Below are 26,906 nucleotides of genomic sequence, written 5' to 3' on the forward strand. Positions count from 1 at the left end.
CTCCGGCAGGATTGCAGAGGTGCGCAGTAGAAGTATGTCATGCAATTGCATGACGGGCACCTCGCAGCAAGAATGCCGAGACATTCTTGAATTATTTTTTTTGGCATACATCTAAAAATTCTTGTACGATAGGAGAAAGTTTCTTTTCTTTTTTCCAGATTAATACAATTTGTGTTATAAGAGTAGGTTCATCAATTTCATAAATTCGAAGTCCTGTACACAATGACTGCATTGATTTGGGGAAAATGGCAGTTGCGAGTCCATCTTTAGCCCAGAGCAAAGCGCTTTTTGCGTCATCACAGAGACAGAATATTTCAGGATCAAGATTTTTTGCATGAAATGTATCAAGAATTAATCGTTCATATCTGCGATAAAGAATCAATGGATGTTTTGACAGGTCGTTTAGCTGTATTATTTTTGAAGAAAGCATTTTGCTATTTGAATTTGTAGCAGTATTATTTGTGACAGGGACAGCATTAGAAGATTGGAGATTTGCTGAAAAGTTTGACACAGCAATCATTGGCTCAGAACATAAAGTAAAAGAGTTTACTTTGTTTAACTGAAGCGGGGTACGTGCAACGGAGATATCGATAATTCCATCCATAAGATAACTATATAATGTATAGGTACTTCCGTCCCTTACTTCGAAGTTTACGTCAGGATATTTTTTTGCAAATGTAGAGATAAATGGCATCATTACAGCAGTTGTTGTTGAGGTCATTCCGATACGAAGAACTCGCTTTTTTCCGGCTTTTGTAACTTCAAGCTTTGCAGAATCTGCATAATCAAGTAAATTTCCGGCGCGCTCGTATAAGACTTCGCCGGCATTTGTCAGAATAACTCCTTTGCTTGTCCGCTCAAAAAGTTGTACGCCCAGTTCTTCTTCTAATTGGTGAATCTGATAGCTGAGAGGAGGCTGTGACATATTTAAATGTCTGGCTGCTTCATTAAAGCTATGTGTATCTGCAATTTGTCTAAAGTATTCTAATTGTCTAAGTTCCATAATCCATCTCCATTTCTTGAAAGCTTCCAAAACGTATGTAACACTATATTATAATGAAGGTATTACAAATGCAATATAAAAAATATATTACAAAGCAATAAAAGGAATATTATGCATATTACTGAATATGCGTTATAATAGGCATAGATTCGTGAAACAGGAAGAGAGAGGAAAATAGAGACATGAAAAGTTTGGCAGTTTATCTCAAAGAGTACAAAAAAGAAAGTATTCTGGCACCGCTTTTTAAGCTTCTGGAGGTTGTTTTTGACCTTTTAGTTCCGGTAGTTGTGGCACAGATTATTGATGTCGGTGTCGCACAGGATAACCGAAGTTATGTGGTTCAGATGTTTTTTGTATTGATCTTAATGGCGGGAGTCGGACTTGCCTGCAGTTTCACCGCACAGTTTTTTGCTGCGAAGGCAAGCTGTGGATTTGCGGCAAAATTAAGACAGGCAATGTTTGATCATATTCAGTCATTGTCATTTACAGAATTAGATACCATGGGAACTGATACCTTGATCACACGTTTGACAGATGATGTGAATCAGGTTCAGAATGGATTGAATCTGGGTCTGAGACTTCTGCTTCGAAGTCCATTTGTCGTACTTGGCTCCATGGTCATGGCATTTACAATCAATGTAAAATGTGCATGGATATTTGTGATTGCGATTCCGGTATTGTTCGTTGTTGTATTTTCCATTATGCTGGTCAGCATTCCATTATTTAAGAAAGTGCAAAATGGACTGGACCAGGTGACAGGACTGACAAGAGAAAATTTAACAGGTGTCCGTGTGATCCGTGTATTTTGCAGGGAAGAGCAATCTGTAGAAGAATTTGAAGACAGCAGCCGGGAACTGACGAGATTGAACCTTTTTGTCGGAAGGATTTCAGCACTTTTAAATCCAGTGACTTATGTGCTGATTAATATTGCAACAATTATTTTGATTGACCGCGCTGGTATTCAGGTTAATATGGGAAATATGCAGCAAGGTGAAGTGGTTGCTCTTTACAACTATATGCTTCAGATAATTGTTGAATTGATCAAATTAGCATCACTGATCATTACATTGAACAAATCAATGGCGTGCGCAGACCGTGTGGCAGGAATTTTGGCAGTGAAGTCCAGTATGACATATGTAAACGATGAGATGCGTCAGAAAGAGAAAAAGCAGAATCATACACCTGCAGTTAAATTTGATCATGTCACATTTACTTATGCGGGCGCGGGAGCACCGAGTCTTAAGGATATCAGTTTCCAGGCGATGCCGGGAGAAACGATTGGTATTATCGGAGGAACCGGAAGTGGTAAATCAACACTGGTATCTTTGATCCCAAGATTCTATGATCCGCAGGACGGACAGGTCTATATGGACGGAGAAAATGTTACAGAATACACAAGAAAATCTATCGGTGAGAAAGTCGGAATTGTTCAGCAGAGAAGTGTACTGTTCCAGGGAACAATCCGTGACAATTTGAAATGGGGTGACGAGAATGCCACAGATGAGGACATCTGGAAAGCAATTGAAATTGCCCAGGCAAAAGAAGTGGTTGAAGGAAAGATGGGAAAGCTGGATTTCCAGTTGGAGCAGAATGGACGTAATCTGTCTGGTGGACAGAAACAGAGGCTTACCATTGCAAGAGCCTTAGTTAAGAAACCGGAGATATTAATTTTAGATGATAGTGCGAGCGCTCTTGATTTTGCAACAGATGCAGCGCTTCGAAAAGCAATCCATGGTCTGGAAGGCAAGATGACAACATTTCTTGTATCTCAGCGTGTAGCTGGAATTAAGCAGGCAGATAAAATACTTGTTCTTGGAAATGGAGAATTGGCTGGACAGGGAACGCATGAAGAACTGATGAAAAATTGTGAAGTTTACCAGGAAATTTATTATTCACAATTCCCGGAAGAAAAATTAAGAGAAAAAATAAATTATGACGAGAAAGGAGAGGCATAGAAGATGAAGAAGATTTTAAAATTCATTGGAAAATATAAAATATTTCTTGTGCTGAGCGTGTTGCTTGCAACCGTTTCAGTAATATTACAATTATATGTGCCGATCCTGTTCGGAGATGCCATTGATCAGATTGTTGCAGAGCATCAGGTTCAATTTGATGCCATGTGGATATTATTAAGAGAAATTCTTGTATTAGTGGCAATATCAGCGCTGGCAACATGGATCATGAACATGATCAATAATCATATGACTTATCATATTGTACAGGATATCCGTTCCCAGGCAATCCGTCATATTCAGCGGCTGCCCCTGTCTTATCTGGACCGTCACAGTTCCGGAGATATTGTAAGCCGGATCATCGCAGATACAGATATTTTGTCTGATGGAATCTTACTTGGATTTACGCAGTTGTTTTCCGGAATTGTAACGATTGTTGTAACTTTGATTTTTATGTTTTCCAAGAATTTCTGGATCACACTTCTGGTCATTGTGCTGACACCAATGAGTTTCTTAATTGCCAGATTTATTTCTTCCAGATCATTTGAAATGTTTCATAAGCAAAGTGAGACTCGAGGAAATCAGACGGCACTCATTGATGAAATGATTGGAAACCAAAAAGTAGTCAAAGCATTCGGATATGAAGAAAAAGCGTCAGAGCGATTTGCACAGATCAATGCAGATTTACAAAAATACAGTCAGAAAGCAGTTTTCTACAGCAGTCTGACAAACCCGTCTACGCGTTTCGTAAATAATGTCATCTATGCAGGTGTTGCTCTTGTAGGAGCATTTATGATACCAGGCGGAGCTCTGACAGTTGGAGGTCTGTCCGTGTTGTTATCTTATGCGAACCAGTATATGAAACCGTTCAATGACATTAGTTCTGTCATTACAGAGATGCAAAATGCGCTGGCGTGTGCGAACCGTATTTTTGATCTTCTGGAGGAAGAAGAAGAATCCCCAGACGTGGAAGGAACAATCAACGAAGTGAAAGGAAATGTGTCCATCAGCCATGTAGACTTCAGTTATGATAAGAATCACCGCCTGATTGAAGATTTTAATCTGGAAGTAGATCCCGGCATGCGGATTGCTATTGTAGGACCGACCGGCTGTGGAAAAACGACATTTATCAATCTGCTGATGCGCTTTTATGATGTGGATCAAGGAAACATTAAAATTGACGGCAAGCCAATTGACGGACTCAGCCGCCATGCACTTCGCGGTTCCTATGGAATGGTGCTACAGGAGACTTGGATCAAAGATGGAACAGTCCGGGAAAATATCGCATTTGGAAAACCAGATGCCACAGATGAAGACATTATCTGTGCAGCAAAAGAAGCACATAGCTGGGAATTTATCGAGCGTCTTCCAAAAGGATTGGATACAGTGCTTCATGAAGACAGTATCAGCCAGGGACAGAAGCAACTTCTATGTATTACAAGAGTCATGCTTTGCCTGCCGCCAATGCTGATACTTGATGAGGCCACATCAAGTATTGATACAAGAACAGAGCAGCAGATTCAGGAAGCATTTGACAAATTAATGAAGGGACGCACAAGCTTTATCGTAGCACACCGGCTTTCTACAATCCGGAATGCATCCCTTATTCTCGTTATGAAAGACGGAAAAATCATCGAGCAGGGAACACACGAAGAACTGCTGGCACAAGGAGGATTTTATAATAAGTTGTATAACAGTCAGTTCCAGGCTGTGTAATAAAAAGAATTGCATAAAATGATAGATTTTCGAGGCAGAGTCTCAGATATGTATAAATATCGATATCTGCTGCGCCGTTTATTTTCACATGATTATTTAAACTCGCCTGAAAGGCAGGCTCAAACAGTAAATAATCATGTGAGCTATGCTCGCAGATATTACGATATTTATACAATTATCTGAGAATTCTGCCTCGAATTTTATTCGCCGATATTTTACGACAATAAATTTTAATGTGAGAAGTTTGAGGGAATTAGAAAATTTGTTTGATAATGTTTTGTGCATGGTGACGCAGATATGGCAAAAAAAGGTGTAGATTGTGTAAAGATTATACAATCATTCTATGCCATGATGGAAGGTGAGATAGAGAAAATTTGATTCAGGAATGTCGAGTTATTTTGCTGTGAGGTGTGCGTTACGCCAGACACGAACTGCCAGAAAGCATCTTGAAAGGGAGAAGAGTGTGTTATAAGGTAGAGTGAATAATAAAATTGTATGAAGTGGGAGGTATATTATGACAAGGCTAGTATTTGAGACGAAGCGTATGAAAGTTGCAGAACTGGGGGAGGAGTCTTCGGTACCGGATCTTTTTGGGGAACTGACAACTCAGAATTCGCTTGTGTTTGATCTGGACGAGGATGATGAGATTTATGAAGGATATGGCAAAGTAAATAGTGCGTTTCCATATCGTCAGCTTAATGGATATACAAGAGAGCTGCATGAGAAAGATGTAAAGACGGCGGTTCTGGAAAACGAGTATTTGAAGGCAGTATTTCTTACGGAATATGGTGGAAGATTGTGGGAGCTGTGGGATAAGAAAACAGGAAAGAATCTTCTTTACACGAATGATGTGCTCAGATTTAGCAACCTTGCTATTAGAAATGCATGGTTTTCCGGAGGTGTCGAGTGGAATCTTGGAATTATCGGCCATAATCCATTGACGACGGAGCCGCTTTATGTAGCAAAGACGCAGACAGATGAAGGTGATCCGGTACTTCGTATGTATGAATATGAGCGAATCCGGGGAGTTATCTGGCAGATGGATTTCTGGCTGGAGGAGGCTTGTCCGTATCTGAACTGCAGAATGAGAATTGTTAATGACAGCAATCAGGTTATTCCGATGTACTGGTGGAGTAACATGGCAGTACCGGAGTATGAAGGGGGACGCCTTGTCGTACCGGCAAAGGAAGCATTTACAGCGGTAGGGACGAATGGTTTTAAAGTAGAGATTCCGTTTGTTAATGGAATTGATGTAACAGATTATAAGAAGATTCCGACCAGTATAGATTATTTCTTCCATATTCCGAAAGAAGAACCCAAATATATTGCCAATATTGCGCCAGACGGATATGGACTTTTACAATTTTCAACACCAAGACTACAGGGAAGAAAGTTATTTTCATGGGGAAATATTGATGCTTCCGACCGCTGGCAGGAATTTTTGACGGAAGGTGCAGGACGTTATGTGGAGATCCAGGCAGGACTTGGAAAGACACAGTATGGCTGTATTCCGATGGCACCACACACTGCATGGGAATGGATGGAACGCTACGGAGCAGTGGATCTTGGTGCAGGTGCATGTGAACAGTCCCATGAATGGCGTTATGAGAAGGTGACAGAGGAACTGAAGGCAAATCAGGAGATTGAGAAACTTATGAAACGTCTGGAAGAGACAAAAGGACTTGCAAAGAAGCAGGCAAAGCTAGTCCAGGCAGGAAGCGGATATGGAACATTTGCACCAAAAACAAAAAGAACTGGCCATCTGGAATTTGTGAATCAGTCAGAAACATTAAAGAAGTGGAAACATTTCTTTGAGACAGGCATTCTACATATGCCAAATCCAGAAGATGAGCCGGACGAGTTCTGGAATGGAGAGAAATTCCTGACATATCTGGAAGAGAAAACAGTCGGAAAAGATGCGTCCAATGCCGCGAACTGGTATGCACATTATCAGCTTGGTATCAGCTATCTGATTGCCGGAAGAAAAGAAGAGGCAAGAGATGAATTTGTAAGATCGGTTGATCTTGCATCCAATGCATGGGCATATCATGGACTGGCGTGTCTGTATCTGAAATCGGATCCTGAGAAGGCAAAACAGTTTATTATGGAAGGAATGGCGCTCCAAAGAGAGAGACTCTCTTATCAGAAGGAAGGGTTTAAGATTCTGGAAAAATGTGGGGCTTACAAGGAAATTGATGAAGAATATAAAAAACAGACCGCAGAAAATCAGAAGAACGGACGAATTCAATATTATTATGTGGCAGCACTTGCAAAATTAGAAAGAAATGAAGAGGCGTATCATTTGCTGAATGACGGCGATGGAATTGATGTGTCAGATATCCGGGAAGGAGACAGCGATATCCAGTCAATCTGGGAGAGCCTTCACGAAAAAGTGTACGGGGAAAAAGGGCATTTGCCACACTACTATAATTTTAAAGTGAATTAAAAAAAGTGTCTATAAAAATGGAGGAAATGTTATGAGAGTGTACAGAGCAAAAGATTACAAGGATATGAGCAGAAAAGCAGCCAATATAATTTCTGCGCAGATCATTTTGAAACCAAACAGTGTACTTGGACTGGCAACTGGCTCTACGCCAATAGGAACTTACAGTCAGCTGGTAGACTGGTACAAAAAAGGAGACTTGGATTTTTCAGAGGTGACAAGTGTCAATCTGGACGAATATAAAGGACTGCCGGGAACCAATGAACAGAGCTATTATTACTTTATGCATCAGCATCTGTTCGATCAGGTGAATATTCAGGAGAGACACACACATTTGCCCAATGGAATGGAACCAGACAGTAAAAAAGAATGTGAACGTTATGAGGAACTGATTAGAAGCCTTGGAGGCGTAGATCTTCAGCTTCTTGGAATGGGACATAATGGACATATTGGATTTAATGAGCCAGGACAGGCATTTGAGACGGGGACACATTGTGTGGACCTTCAGGAGAGTACTATTGAGGCAAATAAAAGATTTTTTGCTTCGGCGACGGATGTTCCAAGACAGGCTTATACCATGGGGATAAAGACAATTATGCAGGCAAAGAAGATTCTTGTTGTAGTAAGTGGGGAAGACAAAGCAGAGATTGTAAAGAAAGCATTTTTCGGACCGGTAATTCCAGGTGTGCCGGCATCAATCCTTCAGATGCATAATGATGTTATTTTGGTGGGAGATGAAGCAGCATTATCTCTGATATAAAGAATCAGGGATAAAATAATCAGATGAAAATCGATAATAGGTCTTAATGATTTGTGTAATGTAGAATAAATAACAAGATTGTGAAAATATTAATTTATACAATGTGTACAAAAAACAGCCCGTTATTTTGCTGAAAATAGCATTTTAGAGCAGATTGTGCAAATTAATGAAACTTTAGGATAAAGATTATTGTGCAAAATTGTGACATAATGAATCCAACGGGAAAAGAGTAATTGCAAAATTACTAAAAACGATTTACCAAAATGGTATAGGAGGAAAAAGAATGAAAAAGAAAGTAATCAGTGCACTTTTATGTGCGGCAATGGTTGCGACCATGTTAGTTGGATGTGGCGGAAGTTCCAACGATTCCAAGTCATCTGGAGGAGATGGCAAGAAACTTGTATACTGGGCTATGTGGAGTAAAGATGAGCCACAGGCGAAAGTAATCCAGGATGCGATTGCAAAGTATACAGAAGATACAGGTGTAGAAGTAGACGTTCAGTTCAAGGGACGTTCCGGACAGCGTGAGGGTCTTCAGCCTGCACTCGATGCAAAGCAGACCATCGACCTGTTCGATGAAGATGTAAACCGTGTAAACGGATCTTGGGGAAAATATCTGTTAGATCTCGAGGATGTGGCAAAAGATTACGAGTCAGAGCACGGAAACGAGACATTATTCAAAATTGCACGTGCAGCATATGAGGATGGAACACTTCATTCAATCCCATATCAGCCATCAATCTTCGGATTCTTTTACAATAAGACATTATTTGATAAAGCTGGTATCAAAGAAGTTCCTACAACATGGGATGAGTTAGATGCAGTATGCGCTAAATTAAAAGACGCTGGTATTACCCCAATCACAGCAGACGATGCTTATATGACATCATTTATCGGATATCATCTTGCAAGATATATTGGACAGGATGGAGTAAAATCTCTTGTAACCGGAGAAGAAGTAAATGGTCAGAACGTAACATGGGATGATGAGAGAGTTCTTGCAGCAGCTCAGAGCTTTGCAGATTTCGCTAAAAAAGGTTACTTCTCAAAGAACATTGCGACAAATGTATATCCGGCAGGACAGAATCAGGAATTTGCTCCTGGAGATGCAGCAATCGTTATCTGCGGATCATGGCTTCCAAATGAAGCAAAAGCTTCTGTAGCTGAGGATCTTGAGTGGGGATATTTCAACTATCCATCAGTTCCGAACGGAACAGATGACAATACAGCTAACAACATTGCTAATCAGGTATTTGCAATCAATAAAGATTCCAAGATGGCTGACGAAGCATTTGAGCTGATTACTTATATCACAACAGGTGATTATGACAAAGAGATGACAACAGAAGCTCTTTGTATCCCAACTGACAAAGCAAATTCTGATGCATGGCCAACAGAGCTTACAGAAGTAAAAGCTGGATTTGATGCGACAACAACATACTATGACTGGGCAGCAGGCGCAGAGAGCAACAATGACCTGACTGGTACATTAAAGACAAGCGCACTTGAGCTCGCAGCTGGTAAATTAGATGCAGCAGGATTCATTTCTACAATGAAAAAAGCAGCAGGAAAATAAGTCATTTGAGATAATCAAATAAGATGCATATTATAATATGGTGGCGGGGCGGTTATGGCATCGCCGCCATATTTCTTTTAAGAAAACGGTCGCAGGACATCTGAAAAAAGAATGAGGCAGATGGCTGAGATTATGCGAGAAGGAGGAAATGAGATGAAAAATAATAAGAAAATGATCGTAGGCTTCCTAGCGCCGGCAGTTATCATCTTCCTCATTGTTTTTTTATACCCGATCGTCCGGACGATTATGATGAGTTTCTTCAAAATTGATTCCGTTACAGACACAACAGATTTGTGGACATTTGTAGGTATACAGAACTATGAGAAATTATTTGGAACTGCAATTTTTAGAAAGTCTATGCTGAACCTGTTTAAAATCTGGGCAATCGGTGGAGCAATTGTACTTTCTGTTTCTCTGCTGTTTGGAGTTATCCTGACAAGTGGAATCCGTGGTAAGAAATTCTTTCGTGCGGTAATCTATCTTCCGAACCTTGTAAGTGCGGTAGCTCTTGCAACTATGTGGTTACAGTATGTATATAGTTCTAAGTTCGGATTACTAAAATCTATTCTTGATGCGGTCGGTATGCATAAACTGGCAGAGACAGCATGGCTGGATACAGATCACAAATTCGGAGCATTGTTATTTGCATATTGCTTTGGAATGATTGGATATCACATGCTGATCTGGATGAGTGGAATTGAGAGAATCAGTCCAGAGCTATATGAAGCGGCAACCATTGATGGTGCCAACAGGCCACAGCAATTCCAGCATATGACACTTCCTTTATTAAAAGGAGTATTTAAGACGAACATTACGATGTGGTCAGTAAGTACAGCGGCATTCTTTGTGTGGTCTCAGATGTTCTCAACTGTAACAGCAGATGAGGCAACTATTGTCCCGGTACAGTACATGTACATGCAGACATTTGGAGCCGGAAATGCAGTTACAGAAAGAAATGCAGGATATGGAGCAGCGATCGGTATTATCTTGTGCATCTGTATTGTAGTTATTTTTACAATCTGTAATAAACTGATTAAAGAGGATGACTTAGAATTTTAGAAAGGAGGAGACGCAAGATGGCAAAAGAGAAAAAAATAAAAGTGAAAAAGAAAATTGACTGGAAACATGAAATGGCGCTCGCTCCTGGATATATTATAGTAATTTTATGGGTGGCATTTACATTCATGTTACTTGGATGGATCATAGCAGCCAGTCTTTCTACTACAACAGATATCTTTGCAGGAAAAGCATTGAAATTCCCGTCGGGACTACACTTTGAAAATTATGTGCAGGCATGGGGAAGTGGCGGAGTTGCAACATTCTTTACAAACTCCCTCCTTTATGCAGTAGTATCTTGTGTATTGTTGATCCTGATCTGTGCGCCGGCAGCATATGTCCTTGCGAGATATACATTTATCGGGAATAAAATTATCCAGACAAGTTTAGTGTCTGCGATGGGTATTCCAATCACGATGATCGTTCTTCCATTGTTTGGAGTTGTAGCAAATCTTGGAATTCTGAATAATGTTGCAGCAAGTAAGGTAACTTTGATCTTCTTGTATGTAGGAATTAATATTCCATATACAACGATTTTCTTACTTACTTTCTTTGCAAATATTTCCAGTACATATGAAGAGGCAGCAGCTCTTGATGGATGTCCTCCGGCAAAAGCTTTCTGGAAGATTATGTTCCCGATGGCTCAGTCCGGACTGGTAACAGTGACAATATTCAATTTCATTAATATCTGGAATGAGTATTTCCTGTCACTGATTTTTGCAAACAACGATGCATTACGTCCGGTAGCCGTAGGACTTTATGGAATGTTGCAGTCCATGCAGTACACCGGAAACTGGGCTGGAATGTTCGCGGCAGTAATTATTGTATTTGCACCGACATTTGTCCTGTATCTGTTCCTGTCAGAGAAATTGATCGGAGGAATTACCGGAGGAATTAAAGGTTAGAGACATAAAAAGAATATTATATAAAGTAAGGAATCTGTTTTCGAATCCAGCTATTAAAAATTAACTGATGATTCGCACACAGATTCCTTTGCTTTTTAGTAATGTTCTGTTTTATTTTCCACTAATATTCCTCAAACTTCCCTTCTGACATTGCCTTGATTGAAGATGCATATTCAGACGGTGTCATTCCAGTTTCTTTTTTGAATTGTCTTGAGAAGTAATGAATGGAGGTATATCCAAGATAATCGGAAATCTGTGTAAAATTCATATGTCTGGATCGGATCAGTTCTTTTGCAGTGTTGATCTTCAGCTTCGAAAAATAGTCGATGATGCCAAGTCCGCATTGATTTTTGAATATCTTCTGCAGTCGTGATCTGCCGACCAGGTTGTCCTTGCAGATCTGTTCAATAGTGACATGAGAACGAATATGTTCTTTCATGTATTCGGTGACCAGACTGTAGACTTCAATGTCATTTTTGGATTTTGTTGATTTGGCTGCAGGCATAGTGTCTTTTGGACGGACAACGCTGGTGTAAGAGGCTGAGTAACGTCTTGCAAGGTGGATTAAAAACTGTTCTATTAGCAGACGGATCATTTGCTGTGAGCCGAAGATGTCAGGTGGCTGTTTAAGCGGCATATTCTGAAGATATGGATCATCCAGCCGGCATTGGAAGGTATGTCTGGCTTCAAAAATAATGCTTGCCAGAAGATTGCGTTCTACTTCATCCATCTTCAAAATTTTTTTGCGAAAATAATATATAGCATTATCATCACATTGAAAGGAGATAACAATCAGATTCGGTGCGATCGTTCCAGTAGCTGTAACATTATGAAATTCATTAGGTTCATGAAAAGCAATTTCACCTTTGTGAAGAATAAACTTCTTATCACCGCCGGTCACTTCAACTTCTCCTTTATCTACACAGATAAATTCCCAAAAATCGTGGCTTTCACCTTCGAATGAAAAATCGCTCATGTATTCAAAATAATGAATACTGTATATTTTACCGATGTTGATTACATTCTCCGGTAAAAATCCATTGTATGCCATATTAAAGTCTCCTTTGCGCAATTGTATTTTTTGTACAAATGTTATAAATAATTATAACGTATGTATTAAAAATTGCAAGAAATAGAAGCAGATAATATAAATTATGAGTGAAATATGATAAAGATTTTTGTACAAATTTATACTACAATAATCAAGTGATAAAAGACATCAATAATAAGTAGAAGGATTTTTGAATAAAACCGGAGGAAGTATTATGATACAGGTAGTCAGAACGCAGAAGGCAGAAGCAATTGCACATTTTCAATATGAAGGAAGACTGATCCAGGATGTACCATTTGGAAATGGACACATTAATGATACATATTTGCTGACATTTGAAGTAAAACGTATGGGGATTTTGAAGGTCATTCTTCAAAAAATGAATAAAAATGTATTCAAGAACCCTGTAGAGCTTATGGAGAATATTCTTGGAGTGACTTCCTATCTTCGCGAAAAAATTATAAAAAAAGGAGGAGATCCAGACAGAGAAACGTTGAATGTAATTCCGGCGCTGGATGGAAAACCATATTATCAGGATTCGTTTGGAGATTACTGGAGATCCTATATTTTTATTACAGATGCGAGCAGTTATGATCAGGTAGAGAATCCGGATCAGTTCTATCAGGCAGCAATGGCATTTGGAAATTTCCAGAATCTTTTGGCAGACTATCCGGCCGATACATTGTTTGAGACAATTGAAGGATTTCACGACACAAAGGCAAGATTTGAGTTTTTTAAAAGAGCGGTAGAAACAGATATTAAGAGCCGTGCGGCTGGTGTTAAGAAAGAAATTCAGTTTGTGTTGGACCATGAAGATGTAGCATGCTGTTTTTCAAACCTTCAGGCAAAGGGAGAGATTCCGCTTCGTGTTACACACAATGATACAAAGCTTAACAATATTATGATTGACAATAAGACAGGCAAGGCAATCTGCGTGATAGATCTGGATACTGTTATGCCGGGACTTGCTGTGAATGATTTCGGTGACGCCATTCGTTTCGGAGCAAGTACAGGTGCGGAAGATGAAAAAGATCTGTCTAAGGTTGAATGCAGTATGGAGCTTTTTGATCTGTTTACAAAAGGATTCATTGAAGGCTGTAATGGCAAGCTGACAAAACGGGAGATGGAACTTTTGCCGATGGGAGCAAAGGTCATGACATTTGAATGTGGTATGCGGTTCCTGACAGATTATCTGCAGGGAGATACATACTTCAAGATCCATCGCGAGGAACATAATCTGGATCGGTGCAGAACGCAGTTCAAGCTGGTCAGCGATATGGAGAAAAAGTGGGACCAAATGCATGAAATCGTGAAAAAATATATGTAAACCCCTGAATATGCAATAAGAGAGAGCCAGAACATAGATTTCCAAAGTAAAATATGCTAATATTTCTTTTAAGTTCAGATTTGACGTAAGTGAAGTTACTACTTGTAGAAGTGGGGATTTTCAGACAAATACGAAAACGAAAGAAAAGGAGAAGTATATGTACTCAGGATATGAATTAATCTGGCTCTTTTTTTGTACCAGTTTTTTGGGCTGGCTATTGGAGACTGTATCAGCAGCAACACATAGCTGGCAGAAAACTATGGATCAAAAGTTTGATGATGTCCGGCTTAAGAAAATATATCCGAATGCATTGAAAGTAGAATAAAATTCTAAAATATTTTGAAATTTATAAAATAAGCGACAGAAACAAATTTTTGATGCATTTCATGAAGAAAAGGAGTATAATAATTTCCAAATGAACTGAAATGGAACAAAGGAGTAATCTGTGATGAACTTTTTAGAGGAAAGAATTGTAAAAGATGGAATCGTAAAAGAGGGAAATGTTTTAAAGGTGGATAGTTTCCTGAATCATCAGATGGATATAGAATTATTTGATCAGATGGGTGCTGAATTTAAGAAAAGATTTGCGGACAGACCAATTAACAAGATTCTTACTATTGAGGCCTCTGGAATCGGAATCGCCTGTGTTGTAGCACAGCATTTCGGGGTTCCGGTTGTATTTGCTAAAAAAACAAAAAGCATTAATATTGAAGGCGAGATGTATACGGCAGAAGTCGAGTCATTTACCCACAAATGCAAGAATCAGGTAATCGTTGCAAAGAAATTTTTAAGTGAGGATGTTCATGTACTGATTATCGATGATTTTCTGGCAAATGGCTGTGCACTTCAGGGATTGATCCAGATCGTGAAAGCTGCAGGAGGAACTGTAGAGGGAATCGGAATCGCAATCGAGAAAGGCTTCCAGAGTGGGGGAACAGTGATCCGTAATCTTGGATACCGTCTGGAGTCACTGGCAATTGTGGATGGCATGGATGCCTCCACAGGAGAGATTACATTCAGAGAGCAGTAAGAAACAGGAATAAAAAAGAACCAACACTTTTGAAAGTGCTGGTTCTTTTTTGAAAGGGTTTGAACATTTTATCTATGTAAATTTTAATTGTTGTTAGGCGAAGTCCGGTAATCATACCTGATTGTGAGCAGTAAGCCGACATTTTGGAGGGCATAGTGTACATTTGTCATGTCTGGCTTTTCTGCAAGTACGACTACCGTCTTCTTCAATTGATAAGTTCATTATAATGGAGAATTGTGAATGCCTTGTGTCAGAAAATGGAAATGTTTCTAAAATTTCTTAAGAAAATCTGATGAAAATATATAGAACTATAAAGAACAAAAAAAGCAATAAATTTGGATTATGTGTCCAAGTTCATTGCTAAAAAAAGAAAACGCAGCGAGAGGGATTTGAACCCCCGGAACCTTGCGGTTCTTCTGCTTTCGAGGCAGATGCCATCAGCCAACTCGACCATCGCTGCATGACGCCATTATAACATAGAGAAAAATAATTTGCAAAATTTTTTATACAATTTAGCGAGGAATATTTACATGAAGAGAGAGCATCAAGTAACCGGGCATATAGCAGCAATCGTTACATGTCTGATATGGGGAACAACATTTGTGTCGACAAAGGTATTACTACAAGATTTTGGACCGGTAGATTTATTGTTTTCACGATTTTTACTTGGATATTTTACATTGTGGTTGATGCGGCCAAAGAAGTTAAGAACTGAAAAAGGACAGGAAATTATATTTGTTGGAGCAGGACTTTGTGGTGTCTGCTTGTATTATTTATTTGAAAATATCGCACTGACTTACACACAGGCATCCAATGTCAGTGTTATCGTATCGACGGCACCTTTGTTCGTGACGATTATGGCTCATTTCTTTTTAAAAGAAGAAAAATTACAAAAATATTTCTTTTTCGGATTTGTGTGTGCCATTGCCGGAATCATTTTACTTAGTTTTGGCGGCGGTGAGAATGTTTCGATAAATCTGATCGGGGATTTATTATGTGTAGCAGGCTCTTTTGTATGGGGAGCATATTCTATATTAATCAAAAAAATTAGTGGTTTTGGTTACAATGTGATCCAGACAACAAGAAGAGTATTTTTCTATGGATTGATGTTTATGATACCTATTTTAATTGGATCCGGTGCAAAGTTTCATTTAAGTGCGTATACTAAGCCTTTGAATCTGGCAAATCTGTTATATTTGGGAATTGGAGCGTGTGCAGTCTGCTTTGTAACTTGGAACTATGCGGTCAAGATGCTCGGTGCAATAAAGACGAGTGCATACATCTATGCGATTCCAGTAATTACAATTGTCGTGTCAGTGATCATTCTTCATGAGAAAGTGACACCTTTTATGTTAGGAGGAACCGCATTGACTGTATTGGGGCTGGTGATATCCGAGAAAAAATAATAATGATTTTACTTCATCATTAGCAAATGCAAATATTTCTCGTAATTGGTGCCGTCTGGATATGGTACATTTTCTTCGGCAGAGTCTTTAATAGCCTGTTCTAAAAATGTCCCGGCGAGATGAATTAAATCTGGAATTTTGTCACCGCGGCATTTTCCTGCTGCGATACAGGAAGCAAATAGATCACCAGTTCCGGAATAGCTTCCGCCTACATGTGGAAAAGCGAACAGTTTTCTTGATTTTTGAGAAATATAAAGATTTCCCATCATTTTTTGCCCGTGCTCATTATTGAAATGAATTCCGGTAACGATAATTTCTTTTGAATAATCGTTATCGACTGGAAGAAGTGTTGATGCCAGTTCGCCAATGACATCTATAAGTATATCTTTGTCGGTAATTTCCATAATTGTATCGTAACTTGCATCTGTCAAAAGGCAGAGCTCTGTCAGATTAGGAGTGATAATATCCGCTTCCCCGACCAGCGCATTCATTTTTTCCAGTAACTTCGGTGTAAACATATCGTACTTTATACCATCATCTCCCATGACCGGGTCCACGAGAAGAAATGTATCTGATGTATAAAATGTATCTATGAAATGGAATATCTGATCAATTTGTGCTTCGCTTGCGACGAATCCGGTGTAGATACCGTCGAAATGTTGTCCCATTTTCTGCCATTCCTGGCGGTAAATATCCATTTTATCTGTATAGTCATCGAGGTAATAGTGCGGATATCCGGTCTGCGCGGTTAAAATTGCGGTTGGAAGTGGACAGGCTTGAATTCCCATGGCTGAGATGACGGAAATTGCGGCTGTCAGTGAGCAACGGCCAAATCCGGATAAATCATTTATTACAGCAATTTTTTTAGTCATAGTGTTTCTTCCTTTTTCATGTTGCGTTAAAATAATAGTTTTAATAATCCAGATATTTATAGTAGCATAATATTTTCCTCTTTACAAATGCATTCTAAAATGGTAAGCTTATTCCATCGCTTTAGCACGCTACCATGGTAGCAAGGTAGCATGGTAACATAACTTGATCTGAAAGGACATAAAGGAATGGGAAAAAAGATTGCATTTATAGGAAGCAGTGGTGGAAATCTTTATAAACAGGGTGGGAACAATCTGCCGGAAATGATGAAAGAAATTTGCGGACAGACAAAGGCAGCAGACATGGAGATCACATTTGTACAGTATGTACTGGCATCTGGCAGTCTGGATAATGTGGGACCGGACAGTCCGGCAACTTTATACACATGGAATGGAACAGAAGTACAGGCAGTATTTCAGGGGACTTTAACAGAGGTTAATGTAGAAGCGGAAAAGGTGGACGCAAAACTTGCGAAGAAGATTGATGACGGTGAAATTGACGGTGTAATGTTCGTCAGTGCCAGTCCGGACGGGGCTAACAGACAGGCAATGGAAGCCTGCGCAAGAACGAAGATTCCGATGGCCGGAACGGGCGGAAGTGGTGTCGCGCTCACGCAGAACATGGGATGTAATGTTCTGTCAGCATCTGGAACAACAGGAACAACGAATCGTACAAGAGCCGTTGCATTTACGACAGCACTTGCAAAATACTGGAAAATTAAATATATGCCAGTTATTGGTAATACAGGGGAAAATGCAGCATCAAAAGCAGAAGGAAATATATGGAAGCGCATTAATTTCCGCGGAATTATGATGACAAGCCTTCCGGCATTTATTGCCATGGCACTTTGCCTGGCGTGCAGCAAGATTCCAGGATGTGGAAGTCTGTCAGATGTATTTGATACACTTGTAAATTCAATTCCAATCGTTATTTGTGCAATTGCAGCTAAGCAGGTTTCCGGTCTTGATGAGGTGGGAGTTTGCTGATGTGCGATAAAGAAGTAATAGAAGTGTAAAAAATTTTGCCGTTCCTATCCGGCACTTGGCCATTGTGTCGGATAGGTCGGGCGTTAGGCTTCGGGCAAGTCAATTTTGCCGACAAAGCTGTAATAAATCTCAATGTCCTGCCTGCGGGTGCCGTTCTCGTCATAGCTGCACTCATGCACGACGATTTTCTCAATCATTTCCCGCAAGAGGGTGGGTGTCAATTCCTCAAAGGCAAGGTGCTTGCGGACAATCCCCATGAATTTCTCGGCGTTAACGGTGGCCGCCTGCGACTTGTCCAGTTCCGCCTGCAATGCGGCGGTGCGGTCTTTCAGTTCCCGCTGCTCCTGCTCATAGTCTGCCGACAGTTCCATGAAACGCTCGTCGCTGATTTTGCCGTTCACATTGTCCTCATACAGCCGCTTGATAATGCGGCTCACTTCGGCAATCCGCTCCTGCGCCTGTTCAAGCTGCTTGGTGGCTGCGGCGGTCTTTTTCTTGCCGCCGATTTCGTTCTGCTGGATCAGCAGCTTTACAAAACGGCTCTCGTGCCTGGCAGCATACTCCGTCACTTGCCGGAGATTGGAGAGGACACCGGCGGTCAGCAGGTCGGTGCGGATAAAGTGCGCCGTACAGTCGCGGGTGCGCTTCTTGTAGCTGCCGCAGATGTAACAGTCCTGCTTGCGGTTCTTGTTCTGATACCGCTGCTGGTACATCACATGGCCGCAGTCGGCGCAGAACAGCATACCAGAGAACAGCCCCACTTCGTCATAGCGGTTCGGGCGTTTGCGCTGCTTGCGTAACTCCTGCACACGCTCCCATGTTTCCGTGTCAATAATCGGCTCATGGTGGTTCTCAAAAATGGCCTGCTTCTCAATGGGATTTTCTACGCTGTGCTTGGTCTTGTAAGAGGGCTTTTCCGTCTTGAAGTTTACCAGACAGCCGGTGTACTCCCGGTTTTCGAGGATATGAACGACGGTGTTCGTCGCCCATTTACACTCATAGCCGGGGTGGTAGCGGCGTGTGCTGCCTGTCCTGCGGTATTCCAGCGTCCCCGGCGTGGGGATTTGCTGTTCCGTCAGCATACGGGCAATCTTGGTCGGGCCGTTCCCCGCAAGGCAAAGCTGGTAAATCTGCTGGACAACCGGCGCGGTTTCCTCGTCAACGATATAGTTCTCGTCCTCGTCCATGAGGTAGCCATACACCGGCTTGCTGGTAACGGGCTTGCCGCTCATGCCTTTTGCTCTTTTAACTGCCTTGATTTTCTTGCTCGTATCTCTCACCAGCCATTCGTTGAACAGATTTCGCAGAGGGGTAAAATCATTGTCCATGCCGCCGTTTGCGCTGTCCACATTGTCGTTGACAGCGATAAAACGCACGCCCTTTTGAGGGAACAGCATTTCCGTGTAAAACCCTACCTGCAAGTAGTTTCGCCCTAACCGGCTCATGTCCTTGACAATGACCGTACCAACTTTCCCGGCTTCAATGTCCGCAAGCATGGCTTGAAATCCGGGCCGCTGGAAGTTCGCGCCGGAATAACCGTCGTCGGTGTACCAGCGCAGATTGGTAAAGCCGTTCTGTTTTGCGTAGGTTTCGAGTATCCTTTTTTGGTTCGATATGGAATTACTCTCGCCTTGCAGCTCGTCCTCATGGGACAATCTCGGATAAAGGGCGGTAATGAGGTTTTGGGTGGCTTGTCTTAACATAAAATCCTCCGTTTCCGACAGCCAGCCCCACTATTCCGTGGTTTCATTGTACCACGGAACAGCGGGGGCTGTACAGCGGCAAAAGCGTTAAATTTGCTTCTTTACAGTCGGTCAAATTGCCGGTTTTTGCGTAGCAGCGGCTTCCGCTTCCAGTACCCGCGCCATTTTGTCGGCGGCGGTGGTCGTGGTATCTTTCTTGAAATAGCCGGACACGACAAGGACGGAATTGCCCATGCGGATTTCCGTCACGCAGTCGGGGCGGCGGGCGGTGCGGGTGTCGTGCTGCTTGTTATCTGCCATAGGCAATACTCCTTTCAGTCGGTAATCAGTTTCTTCATGCTCTCCATTTTCCGCTTGGCGGTTTCCTGCCGGAAGTTGTCGCCGGTAAAGCGTACCGGGACGCACATGGAAAGCAGCCGGTCATAAATCCGGGAATGGGCGGTGTCCTCCGGGTTTCGCAGGTCGTCCAGCGTGAGGTTGGTCGTGACGATCAGCGGCTTGCCGCTGCGGTAACGGCTGTCAATCACATTGAAAACCTGTTCCAGCCCGTAGTCGGTGCCGCGTTCCATGCCAAAGTCGTCAAGGATCAGCAGCGGATAGCGGCAAAGGCGGGAAATGTACTCGTTGCGCCCCTCAAAGCTGGCGGCAAGGTCATTGAGGATCAGGGCAAAGTTCGTCATGTGGACGGGGATTTCTTTCTCCATGAGGGCGTTTGCGATACAGCCCGCAAGGTAGCTTTTCCCGGTTCCTACGCCGCCCCAGAACAGGCAGCCGATATTGTCTGTCCGCATATCCTCCCAATGCTCCACATACCGGCGGGCAAGCCCGGCCTGCGGGTTCCTGCCGTTGTCATTCTCGAAAGTCCAGTCCCGCATGGCGGGGTCGGTAAAGCCCCGGCGTTTCAGTTCTTCCACGGTGTCAAGGTGCCTGCGCCGCTTTTCGGCGGCTTCCCGTTCCTCGCGGGCGGTTTTCTGGCAGTCGCACTCTGCCGGGTGGCGGTCGCGCCCGAAGATAGCGGCCTTATCCGGCGCAAAATAGGCTTCTTTCGGCTTGCGGCACTTGCCGCAGTACAGCAAACCGTCCTCGCCGGTGTAGTCCTCCGGCTCCGGGGTGGTGGCCGTCATATTCTCCAAAACAGCGTTGATTTCGTTCTTCATAAACTCTCGCCCTCCTTGCATGAGTAGTCTGGTATGCCCTTTTTCGGGGCTTTCTTAGTTGCGTCCTCCTGCGCCCATTTGTAGATGGTGGCGGCATGGCTCTTGTATCGCTTGCCGCTGGACGCGATATGGCAGGATAGCCGGTCAATGTAATAGTCCCATTTGCCGGGCAGGTCTGCTTTCAGCCCGTCCAGTTCCGATTGCGAAAGAAAAACATTTTCATACCGGCCATAGGCGGCGCGGGCGGGTTGTCCCGTATCTAACTCTCGCTCTCTCTCTTTTTCTATCTCTTTCTCTATCTCTATCTCTGGTGGACAAATGTCCGCTTGATATGGTGGACATTTGTCCGCCCCGGCCTTTGGCAAGGCTTTCTGCTCCTGCAAAGCCAGCCTTGCCCGCCGTTTTCGCTCCCCCTCGGTAGAGGATTGGCCGATCAGTAGTTCAATGTTGCTCATATACAGTGCGCCGTTCTGTAACGGCTCCACAAGCCCCAGCTTCATAAAAATCTGCAAGGCCCGTTCTACGGTGCCGACTTGCTGACGGGTAATGGTGGCAATCATCTGCGCGGTGTAGGGGATATTTTCATCAAGCTGCAACTTCCCGCCGTTTTTCAGCGATTTCAGGTACAGTTTCAAGAGGATGTTGGAATAGAGGATACCGTCCTGCATACTTTCCAGCAGCACAATGGCGTCCTCGTCAAAGTAATTCTCTTTCAGCTTGAGGTAGTAGTATTTTCGGTTGTCTGACATGGTTCCTCCTTTGGGTGGATTTGGGGTGTTTGTACGCATTTAGAACGCCGTTTCCGGGGGAAAAGGATAAATGTATCGCGTACCCTTTGACACCCACGAAAAAAGCCTTGATTTATGCGGGTTTGAAAGGCTCTAAAGCGTGACATCTCTGCCTTTGTTTCCGCTTTCTCTCGGCGGCGCGGATTTTCTTCATGCGCCCGGCGCAGTCGGGGCAGTATTTCCCCCGGTTGGATTTGGGGACAAAGGCCGCTCCGCAGACGGCACACCGTTTCCGGCTCCCCCGGTATAAGAGGGCTGCGGACAGCTCCCCGTCAAGGGGCAGGACAGCCACACGGAACCAGCGGCACATGAGGGAAAGGGAAATGCTCTGGACGCACACGCAAGGCTCCCCGTCGTCTAACAGCAGGCAGTTCCCCTCGTCGTAGTTACAGCACTCATGTACCAGCCGCCGCGCCCGCCGGTGCTGGCGGTAGTCCATGCGGGGCAGGTTATCGCTCATGGCTCTGCTCCTTTCTGCGGTGCGGCTCGTCCCGGCGCAAAATCTGGTTGATATTCCGCTTGACGGTCTGCAACTCCTTGAACCGCTGCTTCTGTTCGTGATAGGTGTTATACAGGCCGTCTTTCTCGGAGATAAGCTGCTCGATCTCGGCCTGCAACGCTTTCCGGGCGGGCAGCTTGGTAATGCCATGCGCCTTGAAATACCGGGCGGCTGCGTCGGCTATGATAAAATCGCTCTCATGGGCCTGCCGGTATGCGGCGCGGGCTTTCTCGGATTTCTGCGCTTTCAACCCGTCGCGGGCGGGCTTGGTCTGGGCGTAGGCCAACACCTGCCGCTGCAACTCCTTTTTCCCTTGCAGCTTGGTTTCCAGTGCTTTCAGTTCGCCGCTGGTCTGGCGCATTTCCGCATAGGCGGTATCAACGGCGGCTTCTAACTGCTCCGGGGAAGTAAAGCCGTACTGCTGGTAGACGGACAGCGTTTTGGCGGCCTGCTTCAGATTGTGTATCTTCGCCCAGCGTTCATAGCCCCGGCCTTTGCCCTCGGCCATTTTCTGCTCAATGTCCACAAGCCGCTGCACTCCGTCCTGTTTGGGGGCGGTTTGAGGGGCTTTTGCGGGCTGTATGCCGCGTTTCTCCTGCCAGGGGTATTCAGGTATGGCTGCGGCCTTTTCTATGGCTCTGGCGGCATTCTGCTCCAAAACGGCAAGGACGGCGGTGCGGTCAAAATCGTCGCCCAGCTTCCGGGCGGTGATGGGCTTTGTCCTGTCCGGCGTGAGATAGGACAGCCGCCCCCGGCTCTCCTTGACGGTCACACCCTCCCGCAGCAGCAGAGAGGAAAACTCGTCAAAGCTGGCGGCGGTGGCAAGGGCTTTCCGTATGGTCTGCCGCAGCTTTTCCTTGTTCGTTTCAAACTTGGTCTGCCGGGGCGTGATACCATCGGCAATCATGGGGGCGTTCTGCTTGTCCAGCGCGGCTTGTCCCTTTTTCTGCGCCCAATACTCCCGGTCGGTGATGCGGTTCTTGCTGCCGTTCAAGAGGTCGATTTGGTAAAGCCCCTCCCGGTGGCACATCTCCATGACTTCGGATTTGAAGTAGCGCAGGGCAGCGTCGGTACATCGGTGCTTGCAGCCGGCTTTCGTGTCGGCTGGCCTGTCCATGTAGGGCAGGAACGGCACTTCCTCAATCCGCAGGCTGTTTATGACGATATGCACATGAATGTTGCCGCTGTGGTTATGCCCGTCCGGGTGGGTGCAGACAAGGGCTTGGTGGCCGGGGAAATGTTCTTTACAGAATTGCTCCCCCAACGCCTGCGCCCGGTCTACGGTCAGGCCGTTGTCCGGCCCGTCCCGCGGGTCAAAGCTGATGATGTAGTGGTGGCTTTTCACATCTTCCCGCCGCTGGTTTTTCTCATAGCGGAGATTGGCCCGCATACACGCAACGGCAAAATCCTCCCCGCCGCAGTTCAGCGTAGACAGCCGGTAGTCCTCGCGGGGGATAAGCCTGCCGGTTTCATCAAGGACGGGCTTCATGGTAAATTCGTCATGCTCAAAGAGCAGGTATTGTTCGGCGGCTCCGTAGTCGGCGTTTTTAGAGTTGATATGTTTGAGTGTTGCCAACCGCGTCACCTACTTTCTTTAAGACTTCATACTTGAGGGCGGCAAGGTCGGCTATGGCGGCGCGTACCTCGCCGGACAACGCATGATAGGGCGCGCCGTACTCGTTCAGATACCGGGCAATCTGGTTGAGGTTGCCGCCGATCCTGCCGTACTCGGCTGCGAGCTTCCCGACAGCGGAGAGCAGTTCGTCATTGACCGACGACACATGGAGTACGGGGCGTATGGTGGTACGCCGGATCGCCTGCCGGAGAAATTCCGACTGGCTGATACCATAGGGCGCAAGCCGCGCTGTGAAGTCGGCGTATTCATCTTCGGTCAGCCGGGTTTTCACAACGCGGCTGCGGTGGGGTGTGTTGTATTTTTTTCGCATGGTCGTGACCTCCTTTCTTGCCGCATGAGCGCGGCGGGGATAAGCGGCGCAAGCCGCATAGCAGGGTTTGGGGAAGGCACTCCCCAACAAGTTTCCCGCGAGGGGCAAAACCGCAGAATTGCGGATTTTGGCACCGTGGTAGAAACTTGCTCTCGCTCTCGCTCTCGCTCTCGCTCTCGCTTCTCTTTACATTGACAACACAAAGCCCATTTGCTATAATATCGCGAAGAAGAACAGCCATGTTGTTCTAATTTCAGTATCGGAGGTATTCATATGGCAAACTGCAAAAATAAAGGAGAATGTAACTTCATGTTTGCTAAAAATTCAAAGGCATATTCTGTCTACCTGCTGTTCCGATTTGTCTTTTCCCTGGCGGTTTCTATGTCCACAGTGCTTTCCATCGTGTACCACCTGGAGGTGGTGCAGCTGGATGCTTTCCAGCTTGTCCTGGTAGGGACGGTTCTGGAGACCTCCTGCTTTCTGTTCGAGATACCCACCGGTGTGGTGGCGGATTTGTATAGCCGTCGGCGCTCGGTGCTGATTGGAATGTTCCTCTACGGCCTGGGCTTTCTGATGGAGGGTGCGCTACCGTGGTTCGCGCCGGTTCTGCTGGCCCAGGTTGTCTGGGGTTGCGGTGATACCTTCATCACCGGCGCTCTGGAGGCGTGGATTGCCTCGGAGGAAGAGGACAAACCCATAGACAAGGTGTTCCTGCGGGGCAGTCAAATGGGGCAAATCGGCGGCGTTCTGGGCGTGGTGCTGGGCACACTGCTGGGAAACATAAACCTGCAAATGCCTGTCATCTTGGGGGGCAGTTTGTGCTTGTTGTTGGGGCTGGTGTTGGTTCGCATCATGCCAGAAACCAACTTCTCCCCTGCTATTGAGGAACGGCAGGGCTTGCTTAAAGACTTTGTCTGCCTGTTCAAGCTCAACCTGGGCTTTGTGAAAGGCGCACCTGTGTTGCTGGCGCTCTTAGCAATCACACTATGCGGGGGACTTGCCAGTGAAGGCTTTGACCGGCTCTCCACCGCTCATTTTCTGGATGACACGGTAATACCCGTTATCGGGCCGCTGAACAGCGTCACTTGGTTCGGTGTTATCAGTCTTATCGGCAGCGGCTTAGGTATTCTGGCTTCTCAGTTGCTCATCGCCCGCATGGAGAAAAAAGGGACTGTCAGCCGAACCAGTGTGGTCATGTCCACCAGCGCCGGGTATATCCTGTGCCTGGTTCTCTTCGCGGTGGGGCGGAGCTTTTGGTTCATGTTGTTGGTGTTCCTGCTGGCGGGGCTTATGCGCACCATCAAGGAGCCTGTGCTGGCCGCCTGGATGAACGACCATGTGGATGAGAAAATGCGCGCCACAGTCTTTTCCACCAGCGGACAGCTGGACTCTTTCGGGCAGATCATCGGCGGGCCTATTGTGGGGCTGGTAGCCCAGCAGGTGTCCATACCCTGGGGGCTGGTCTGTACCGCTTTCCTGCTGTTGCCCGCGCTGTTCTTAGTGCCGGTGGCGGGAAAGAAGCGGGATTGATATGGCATAGTTAAGTTTACTGACGAGCGGGAGATTACTTCCGCTCGTCTTCATTTAGTAGCGCAAAATTTGAGGACTCTTTATTTCCTTATTCGGTATAGCGGAGGCGGCTGTCAATTCGACATAATTTTCTTGTGATACTTTACCGTACATGAGCATTGTTGCAGGTATTGTAGCCGGCATTCTGGCAGTGGATGGAGGAATACTGGGAGGACTGATCATCGGAATCCTGGCAGGTGTACTTGCTTACTATATCAGTGTGTTCTGTTTCCGTCACAATGTGCCGGGTACGACAGTTAATATTGCTTCGGGAGGTCTTGGTGGACTGGCAGCTGGATTGGTGGGAAAATTCCTTATTGCACCTGTAGCATTATGGATTGGAAATGGTATCTGTTCTCTGATCAACATGTGTATTGATTACAATGCCCTCCTTGCAGGGGCGGTAGCAGGACTTCTGATCTGGCCGGCAATTATTGGAGGTGTTTACCATGCGGCAATTCTTCCGATTGTACTATTGGAAATGGAAGAAATGGGATTTAGTTTCCTTGGAGCTATTGATATGACAGGACTTGTCATGGTATCAGCAGGAATCACACTTGCCAATATTATTCTGCCGAAGCAGAAAGGTGAGGCGGCTGTAGCACTTCCAGGCTGCATTATCAATATCTGTTTTGGAACATTTGTGGAGGCGTCTTATCCATTCATGTTCTCAAACAAGATTGTCTTTGCCGGAGCGCTGGCAAGTGCAACTGTAGGTGGAGCAATCGTAGGACTGTTCAATGTAAAAGGAACCGCTTATGTGCCGGCAGTGCTTGCTCCGTTTATGGCAAATGAAGGAAAAGGCCCGGCATTTGCAGTGGCTATGATTGCTGCAATGGGATGTGCATTTGCAATCACGATGGTGGCAAATGTGCTGGAGAGAAAAAAGAGTGAAAAAATTCCAGTGAAAAAAGTTTGAAAAAATTGAAAAAACTTGTTGACAACCCGGGGGATCTACGCTATAATAGATTTTGCTGTGAGGGACACAAGAGAAACGGAACACAGTAATGTGCGCGTAGCTCAGCTGGATAGAGCGTCTGGCTACGGACCAGAAGGTCGGGAGTTCGAATCTTCTCGCGCACGTTGAATTTAAGGCATATCCGAAAGGATGTGCTTTTTTTCTATGATAAGAAATTGCCTTTTTCTAAGATAAAAGTAGACAA

The 26,906-nt window shown here is 44.5% G+C and carries 24 protein-coding genes and 2 tRNA genes; 15 read left to right on the plus strand and 11 right to left on the minus strand.

The window, feature by feature from the left end; translation table 11 throughout:
• Positions 1 to 91 precede the first annotated feature (91 nt).
• Positions 92 to 1,003, minus strand: a complete 912-nt coding sequence (locus LI149_RS08790) for a LysR family transcriptional regulator (protein ID WP_005334640.1) — start codon at positions 1,001 to 1,003, stop codon at positions 92 to 94.
• A gap of 182 nt (positions 1,004 to 1,185) precedes the next feature.
• Between LI149_RS08790 and LI149_RS08795 the strand changes: the two genes are divergently transcribed.
• The 7 genes from LI149_RS08795 to LI149_RS08825 all read left to right on the plus strand — a co-directional run bounded on the left by LI149_RS08795 (position 1,186) and on the right by LI149_RS08825 (position 11,411).
• Complete coding sequence (locus LI149_RS08795) at positions 1,186 to 2,958, plus strand: ABC transporter ATP-binding protein (protein WP_173786190.1); 1,773 nt, start codon at positions 1,186 to 1,188, stop codon at positions 2,956 to 2,958.
• Positions 2,959 to 2,961: 3 nt separating this feature from the next.
• Positions 2,962 to 4,671, plus strand: a complete 1,710-nt coding sequence (locus LI149_RS08800) for an ABC transporter ATP-binding protein (RefSeq protein WP_168933367.1) — start codon at positions 2,962 to 2,964, stop codon at positions 4,669 to 4,671.
• A gap of 514 nt (positions 4,672 to 5,185) precedes the next feature.
• Positions 5,186 to 7,117 (plus strand): DUF5107 domain-containing protein, encoded by a 1,932-nt coding sequence (locus tag LI149_RS08805; RefSeq protein ID WP_227143234.1) that lies wholly within the window; start codon positions 5,186 to 5,188, stop codon positions 7,115 to 7,117.
• A gap of 31 nt (positions 7,118 to 7,148) precedes the next feature.
• A complete protein-coding gene (nagB, locus tag LI149_RS08810; protein WP_022279411.1) occupies positions 7,149 to 7,874 on the plus strand; it encodes a glucosamine-6-phosphate deaminase in 726 nt (241 codons plus the stop codon).
• Between the two features lie 283 nt (positions 7,875 to 8,157).
• Complete coding sequence (locus LI149_RS08815) at positions 8,158 to 9,450, plus strand: ABC transporter substrate-binding protein (protein ID WP_227143235.1); 1,293 nt, start codon at positions 8,158 to 8,160, stop codon at positions 9,448 to 9,450.
• Positions 9,451 to 9,603: 153 nt separating this feature from the next.
• Positions 9,604 to 10,509, plus strand: coding sequence for a carbohydrate ABC transporter permease (locus LI149_RS08820; RefSeq protein ID WP_117495875.1), 906 nt, complete (start codon positions 9,604 to 9,606; stop codon positions 10,507 to 10,509).
• A gap of 17 nt (positions 10,510 to 10,526) precedes the next feature.
• Positions 10,527 to 11,411 carry a carbohydrate ABC transporter permease gene (locus LI149_RS08825; RefSeq protein WP_117650553.1) on the plus strand — a complete coding sequence of 295 codons (885 nt, stop codon included), beginning with the start codon at positions 10,527 to 10,529 and terminating at the stop codon, positions 11,409 to 11,411.
• Positions 11,412 to 11,532: 121 nt separating this feature from the next.
• Here LI149_RS08825 and LI149_RS08830 read toward each other — a convergent pair whose 3' ends face one another.
• Positions 11,533 to 12,462 (minus strand): AraC family transcriptional regulator, encoded by a 930-nt coding sequence (locus LI149_RS08830; protein ID WP_227143236.1) that lies wholly within the window; start codon positions 12,460 to 12,462, stop codon positions 11,533 to 11,535.
• A 214-nt stretch (positions 12,463 to 12,676) separates the two neighbouring features.
• Here LI149_RS08830 and LI149_RS08835 point away from each other — a divergent pair, with 214 nt between their 5' ends.
• From LI149_RS08835 to LI149_RS08845, 3 genes are all read left to right on the plus strand, one after another.
• Positions 12,677 to 13,789 (plus strand): phosphotransferase enzyme family protein, encoded by a 1,113-nt coding sequence (locus LI149_RS08835; RefSeq protein WP_227143237.1) that lies wholly within the window; start codon positions 12,677 to 12,679, stop codon positions 13,787 to 13,789.
• A 157-nt stretch (positions 13,790 to 13,946) separates the two neighbouring features.
• Positions 13,947 to 14,114 (plus strand): hypothetical protein, encoded by a 168-nt coding sequence (locus LI149_RS08840; protein ID WP_173789730.1) that lies wholly within the window; start codon positions 13,947 to 13,949, stop codon positions 14,112 to 14,114.
• Between the two features lie 123 nt (positions 14,115 to 14,237).
• The gene (locus LI149_RS08845; protein ID WP_227143238.1) at positions 14,238 to 14,819 is read left to right on the plus strand and encodes a xanthine phosphoribosyltransferase; all 582 of its coding nucleotides are present in this window, start codon (positions 14,238 to 14,240) and stop codon (positions 14,817 to 14,819) included.
• Positions 14,820 to 15,193: 374 nt separating this feature from the next.
• Here the strand turns inward: LI149_RS08845 and LI149_RS08850 are convergent.
• Positions 15,194 to 15,279: transfer RNA gene (locus LI149_RS08850), tRNA-Ser, on the minus strand.
• 70 nt (positions 15,280 to 15,349) lie between these two features.
• Between LI149_RS08850 and LI149_RS08855 the strand changes: the two genes are divergently transcribed.
• Complete coding sequence (locus tag LI149_RS08855; RefSeq protein WP_227143239.1) at positions 15,350 to 16,225, plus strand: DMT family transporter; 876 nt, start codon at positions 15,350 to 15,352, stop codon at positions 16,223 to 16,225.
• An 8-nt stretch (positions 16,226 to 16,233) separates the two neighbouring features.
• Here LI149_RS08855 and LI149_RS08860 read toward each other — a convergent pair whose 3' ends face one another.
• Positions 16,234 to 17,097 (minus strand): pyridoxamine kinase, encoded by an 864-nt coding sequence (locus tag LI149_RS08860; protein ID WP_117657729.1) that lies wholly within the window; start codon positions 17,095 to 17,097, stop codon positions 16,234 to 16,236.
• Positions 17,098 to 17,283: 186 nt separating this feature from the next.
• Between LI149_RS08860 and LI149_RS08865 the strand changes: the two genes are divergently transcribed.
• A complete protein-coding gene (locus tag LI149_RS08865) occupies positions 17,284 to 18,081 on the plus strand; it encodes a hypothetical protein (protein WP_227143240.1) in 798 nt (265 codons plus the stop codon).
• An 83-nt stretch (positions 18,082 to 18,164) separates the two neighbouring features.
• Here LI149_RS08865 and LI149_RS08870 read toward each other — a convergent pair whose 3' ends face one another.
• From LI149_RS08870 to mobC, 7 genes are all read right to left on the minus strand, one after another.
• The gene (locus LI149_RS08870) at positions 18,165 to 19,784 is read right to left on the minus strand and encodes a recombinase family protein (protein ID WP_227143241.1); all 1,620 of its coding nucleotides are present in this window, start codon (positions 19,782 to 19,784) and stop codon (positions 18,165 to 18,167) included.
• A gap of 111 nt (positions 19,785 to 19,895) precedes the next feature.
• Positions 19,896 to 20,084: a transposon-encoded TnpW family protein gene (locus LI149_RS08875; RefSeq protein WP_020995296.1), complete on the minus strand. Its 189-nt coding sequence runs from the start codon at positions 20,082 to 20,084 to the stop codon at positions 19,896 to 19,898.
• A 14-nt stretch (positions 20,085 to 20,098) separates the two neighbouring features.
• A complete protein-coding gene (locus LI149_RS08880) occupies positions 20,099 to 20,941 on the minus strand; it encodes an ATP-binding protein (protein ID WP_074754404.1) in 843 nt (280 codons plus the stop codon).
• Positions 20,938 to 21,690, minus strand: a complete 753-nt coding sequence (locus tag LI149_RS08885; protein ID WP_074754406.1) for a phage replisome organizer N-terminal domain-containing protein — start codon at positions 21,688 to 21,690, stop codon at positions 20,938 to 20,940. Before LI149_RS08885 ends, LI149_RS08880 begins: the two co-directional genes overlap by 4 nt.
• Before the next feature lie 112 nt (positions 21,691 to 21,802).
• Positions 21,803 to 22,189 carry a cysteine-rich VLP domain-containing protein gene (locus LI149_RS08890; RefSeq protein ID WP_004452819.1) on the minus strand — a complete coding sequence of 129 codons (387 nt, stop codon included), beginning with the start codon at positions 22,187 to 22,189 and terminating at the stop codon, positions 21,803 to 21,805.
• Complete coding sequence (locus LI149_RS08895; protein ID WP_002584974.1) at positions 22,179 to 23,804, minus strand: relaxase/mobilization nuclease domain-containing protein; 1,626 nt, start codon at positions 23,802 to 23,804, stop codon at positions 22,179 to 22,181. The genes LI149_RS08890 and LI149_RS08895 overlap by 11 nt, the downstream gene beginning before the upstream one ends.
• Complete coding sequence (gene mobC / locus LI149_RS08900) at positions 23,776 to 24,174, minus strand: plasmid mobilization relaxosome protein MobC (RefSeq protein ID WP_002584975.1); 399 nt, start codon at positions 24,172 to 24,174, stop codon at positions 23,776 to 23,778. The genes LI149_RS08895 and mobC overlap by 29 nt, the downstream gene beginning before the upstream one ends.
• Before the next feature lie 309 nt (positions 24,175 to 24,483).
• Here mobC and tet(40) point away from each other — a divergent pair, with 309 nt between their 5' ends.
• The 3 genes from tet(40) (at position 24,484) to LI149_RS08915 (ending at position 26,826) form a co-directional block, all read left to right on the plus strand.
• On the plus strand, positions 24,484 to 25,704 hold the full coding sequence (gene tet(40), locus LI149_RS08905; RefSeq protein WP_002578914.1) for a tetracycline efflux MFS transporter Tet(40): 1,221 nt from the start codon (positions 24,484 to 24,486) through the stop codon (positions 25,702 to 25,704).
• 151 nt (positions 25,705 to 25,855) lie between these two features.
• On the plus strand, positions 25,856 to 26,662 hold the full coding sequence (locus LI149_RS08910; RefSeq protein WP_227143242.1) for a hypothetical protein: 807 nt from the start codon (positions 25,856 to 25,858) through the stop codon (positions 26,660 to 26,662).
• Positions 26,663 to 26,752: 90 nt separating this feature from the next.
• A tRNA-Arg gene (locus tag LI149_RS08915) sits at positions 26,753 to 26,826 on the plus strand.
• The last annotated feature ends 80 nt before the right edge of the window (positions 26,827 to 26,906 follow it).

Origin of the sequence: Dorea sp. 210702-DFI.3.17, assembly GCF_020560825.1 — a bacterium.
GTDB lineage: Bacteria > Bacillota > Clostridia > Lachnospirales > Lachnospiraceae > Dorea > Dorea formicigenerans.